Origin of the sequence: Protofrankia symbiont of Coriaria myrtifolia (genome assembly GCF_900634755.1) — a bacterium.
Classification (GTDB): Bacteria; Actinomycetota; Actinomycetes; order Frankiales; family Frankiaceae; genus Protofrankia; species Protofrankia coriariae.
Genome location: NZ_CAAAFS010000074.1, coordinates 1 through 3,703 on the forward strand (window position 1 = coordinate 1; position 3,703 = coordinate 3,703).

Annotated in this window: 4 protein-coding genes and 1 pseudogene; 3 read left to right on the forward strand and 2 right to left on the reverse strand. The window is 71.7% G+C overall.

The window, feature by feature from the left end:
• The first annotated feature begins 350 nt into the window (after window positions 1–350).
• The 3 genes from CM1CMNOD_RS04265 to CM1CMNOD_RS04275 are packed head-to-tail and all read left to right on the forward strand — an operon-like array spanning window position 351 to window position 2,103.
• Complete coding sequence (locus CM1CMNOD_RS04265; protein ID WP_131772172.1) at window positions 351–1,457, forward strand: hypothetical protein; 1,107 nt, start codon at window positions 351–353, stop codon at window positions 1,455–1,457.
• Window positions 1,454–1,714: a hypothetical protein gene (locus tag CM1CMNOD_RS04270; protein WP_013872432.1), complete on the forward strand. Its 261-nt coding sequence runs from the start codon at window positions 1,454–1,456 to the stop codon at window positions 1,712–1,714. Before CM1CMNOD_RS04265 ends, CM1CMNOD_RS04270 begins: the two co-directional genes overlap by 4 nt.
• Window positions 1,711–2,103 carry a hypothetical protein gene (locus CM1CMNOD_RS04275; protein WP_013872433.1) on the forward strand — a complete coding sequence of 131 codons (393 nt, stop codon included), beginning with the start codon at window positions 1,711–1,713 and terminating at the stop codon, window positions 2,101–2,103. The genes CM1CMNOD_RS04270 and CM1CMNOD_RS04275 overlap by 4 nt, the downstream gene beginning before the upstream one ends.
• A 527-nt stretch (window positions 2,104–2,630) precedes the next feature.
• Here CM1CMNOD_RS04275 and CM1CMNOD_RS04280 read toward each other — a convergent pair.
• Window positions 2,631–3,362 (reverse strand): hypothetical protein, encoded by a 732-nt coding sequence (locus tag CM1CMNOD_RS04280; protein WP_050803331.1) that lies wholly within the window; start codon window positions 3,360–3,362, stop codon window positions 2,631–2,633.
• Between the two features lie 142 nt (window positions 3,363–3,504).
• Window positions 3,505–3,703: pseudogene (locus CM1CMNOD_RS04285) on the reverse strand (IS66 family transposase); the annotation flags it as partial.

Below are 3,703 nucleotides of genomic sequence, written 5' to 3' on the forward strand. Positions count from 1 at the left end.
TTGGGGAGGCGGGTGGGGAAACTTCCCCGGCCTTCGGCCGCTTCCCTGGTGGCTTCCCCGTCACCGTGGGTGGTTTTCCGAGGGTGGGGGAGTCCTCCGGCCTGGATGTAGGGGTAGGTGCGCGTGCTGGAGAAGCCGAGGAGCGTGCCAGCGGCCGCCCGCATCGGCCCGCCGGTCTGACGGCCGCTGAGGTTGCGTTGGCCGAGGCCGCGCGGCCGGCGCCGCCCCGGCGGGCTGTTCGTGGCGGCGGGGCGGACCCGACGTTCCCGGGGCGGCCGTCCCCTGTGGCGGTGGTGGCGTGATGGCCGGTGTGCGGGCGGCGCTGCGGCGTGCGCACCGCGGGGTCCGCGATGACTGACCCGGGTGTTCCGGTGTGGCTGCCGATCGCGCTGGGTGTGGGCGCGGTGGTGGCGTGGCGGCTGGGCCGGGTCCTGGTCGCCGTGGCCCTGGCCGCCGCGATCACCTCCCGGCGTCGCGTCGACTCGCCGATCAAGTGGGCGGTGTTCGTGGTGATCTGCGCGGTGGTGTTCTCCGGCGCCTGTAACCTGGTCGCCGTCCTGCACCGGCCCACCACCCCGGGCGACGCCCGCCCGATCGTGGGCGACCCGGGCGTGTGGGTCGGGCTGATGGCGGTCTGGCCGGTCCTCGCGTTCGGCCTGGTCGCCGGGCTGAAGGCCACCAAGCCCGCTCACGCAGAGGCCGACGAGACCCCGGCCGAAGGTGATGTGCCGCCGCGTACGTCGCCGGTCCGAGGGGCGGCAGCGCGTCCCTCGTATGCCGGGGCCGAACTGGCGGACAGCATCACGGAGCCGAAGGGATACGGCCGTCTCCGCGACGGCGGCACCGCGCCCGACGGTGGGCACACGCCCGCCGCCACCGCCGATTTCCCGGCCGTCGAGGCCGGGGCGAACGGGGCGTCTGACCACGTCGCAGTGGTTGTCCCGGTCGCCGCAGCGTGGACCCGAACCGGCCTGTCCGCCGGCGACGACGACCCCGCCGAGCACAACGGCCAGCACACCGACGGGCACACCCGCCGGCCGCTGCCCACCCCGGCGGACATCGGCCCGGCACCGGCACCGGCACCGGCACCGATGCCGGTTCCGCCGCCGCGCCAGCCGCTCACCGGCCCGACGCCCACGCCGGCCGCGCCGCCTCCGGCGCTGCCGCAGACGTCGGCGGAGACAACGGGGCCGCGGCTGCCGGCCGTACAGTTCCACGCCCCCGAACTACCCGCCCCCGCCGCCGAGGCGGCCACGACACCGGGTGGCGAGGCGGACGTGGCGGATCTTCTCGGCGACGGGCGGAAGGTCCGTGACGAGCTCGCCGCCGCGGGCCGGCCGTTGACCCGCTCGACGCTGCACGCCGGACTGAAGGAGCGGGGCCAGCGGGCCGGGACCCGCAAGCTTGACGCCCTGCTGCGCGAGCTTCGCGCCGAGCCGGTCGGGGCGGGCCGGTGAGCCCGACCCGTAGCCGCCCGGCCCGCCGAACGGCGATCGAGGCCCGCTGGTCGCGGCGGCGGGCAAACTACGTCGCCCGCCGGGCGAAGGCCACGACGCCGACGGCTCGGCTGATGGCGGCCGTGGACTACCTGCGGGGCGCGCTCTGCGACGTCCCGCCCGGCCGGGCCCGTCAGGTCGGCGACGACGCCGCGGTCCATCTGGCCTACCTCGCGGAGATGCTGCGCCGCGAGCAGATCGGCCGGGAGCCACAGTGAGTGAGACTCCGAAGACTCCCGAGACTCCGATGGTCCCGGCGGTGGGCCTGCCGGGGAGGAGTCACTACGCAGGCGCCTACGCGCGCGAGGCTTCCGAGCGGAGTCTTCGGAGTCTTCCCGAGCCCGGCCCGGTGGCGGTGGGTGACCGGGACCGGGGGTGGCCGCCGCTGGTCTGCCCGCCGGCCTCGCCGGTGGCCCTGTGGCGGTACGCCGCCGAGGCCCCCTGGTGCGCCTCCTACGCCCTGCGGCTACGCCGTGCCGGCATGGCCTACGCCGTCCTGGTCGCGCTGCCGGTCGCGGCCACCGCCTACAGCGCCGCCTGGCTCGCCCAGGCGGCACCGGTACCCCAGCAGGGCGCGCCCCTCGACCGGAGAGTTGGTGCGAGTTGATCGGCAGGTGACCAGATGTGTGACCGAGACGGGCGCCGTCAGGGCGGACGCCTTGAGACGTTCAGGACTGACGTACGTACGGAATCATCTGATATCAGGTGGTTTGGGACTCCGTCGTATGGGCCGGGATGACTGCCGGCCGACTCATAACCCAGAGGTCACAGGTTCAAATCCTGTCCCCGCTACTATAGAAAATCCCGGAAGCCAGATGGCTTCCGGGATTTTCTACTATCTGCGGGCGGTTTGGTGAACACCGTCCTCCGCGGGGGCGACGCCGTCGAGGACGTACGCGCCGCCCATCGGTGGGTCACACCGACCACCGCGGCCGGCTGGAGGCCGCAGTCGCAGGTTCGGCCGGACTCCCCGACTCCACCCCGGGACCGGCGGCTCCTCGGGCCGCCGCGGCGACCATGGACAGAGCGGAATGCCGTCAGATCTCACCTGTTCGTCTCAGGTTCAGATACAAGAACGAGACTGCTGACACCTTCACGGAGCGCCAGGGGTGTGGAAGCTGTGTGGCTGGGTTCTCAGGTGAGTGTCACCGAGCCGCAGGCGAGGTTCTGCGGTGGTGGGGTCGGGGTTGACTGACCGCGGGTGATCAGGCGGGAGTCGGAGAAGTTGTAGAAGGTGGCGCGCCCCTGATAGCTCTTGCCGTCGGTGCTGGTGCCCGTCCAGATCTCGATCGCGGCGGCCGGTGACTGCGTGCGGCGGCATCCCCATTTCGCCGCGTTCCGCAGTGAGGCGCCGTAGGGCAGCGACGTCTGCTGCCCGTCGAGCGTGACCAGCCGCAGCCGGGAACCGACATATCGGAAGACCGTTGCCGCCTGCAGCCCCGCACCCCGGTCGACCCGGACGAACACCTCCGCGTGCCCGTCCCGGTCCGCGTCGACCGAGCCGAGTACCCCCTGCACCGTCAGATCCGGGTTGCCCTGGAAGGGAACCTCGTCGGTGTGGCCGGTCGCGTAGCGGACGCGGAGTGTGCCAGCGGCGGGAAGGGCGATCGAGTCCGTGCGGCCGTCGCCGTCGACATCGCCATCCCGCGCCGGGGAGGTGCTGGCGGACGCCGTTGCCAGCGGCGTGGAGCGCTGCGTTCCCGTCGTTCCCGTCCGATTGCTGTCGGACGACTTCGAGACATGCGACGATCGCCCGCTGGACGAGCGGCTGCTACCGCTGCTGCTACCGTTGCAGCCCGTCACCAGCAGGAGCGCCGCGGCGACCACCAGGGTGACGGGAACAGCGGATGGCACGGACACACGCATGATGCTCCCCACAGCCGTAAAAGCTTTCATCCGGTATATCCGCTGACTCGGATGAATACGAGGTCATCGTGCCGCGGTGAGCCTGTCCGGATATCGACAGCGTAAAATCGCCGTAACTAGTCAGGTAGTTTTTGATCTTGAGTTAGCTGATCGCGGGCATCCAGGGACGGCCCTCGGCAAGTTGGACGAGAGCGTCGAACAGGCTGATGCCGTGTTTGGTGGCGGTGGACAGGTAGCTGCGGATCGCGCAGAACTGGCGGGCGCCGGTGAGCGTGCGTAGGCAGCCGGATACCTTCTGCCGTAGTTTGATCATGCGGATGTCGCGTTCGGAGCCGTTGTTG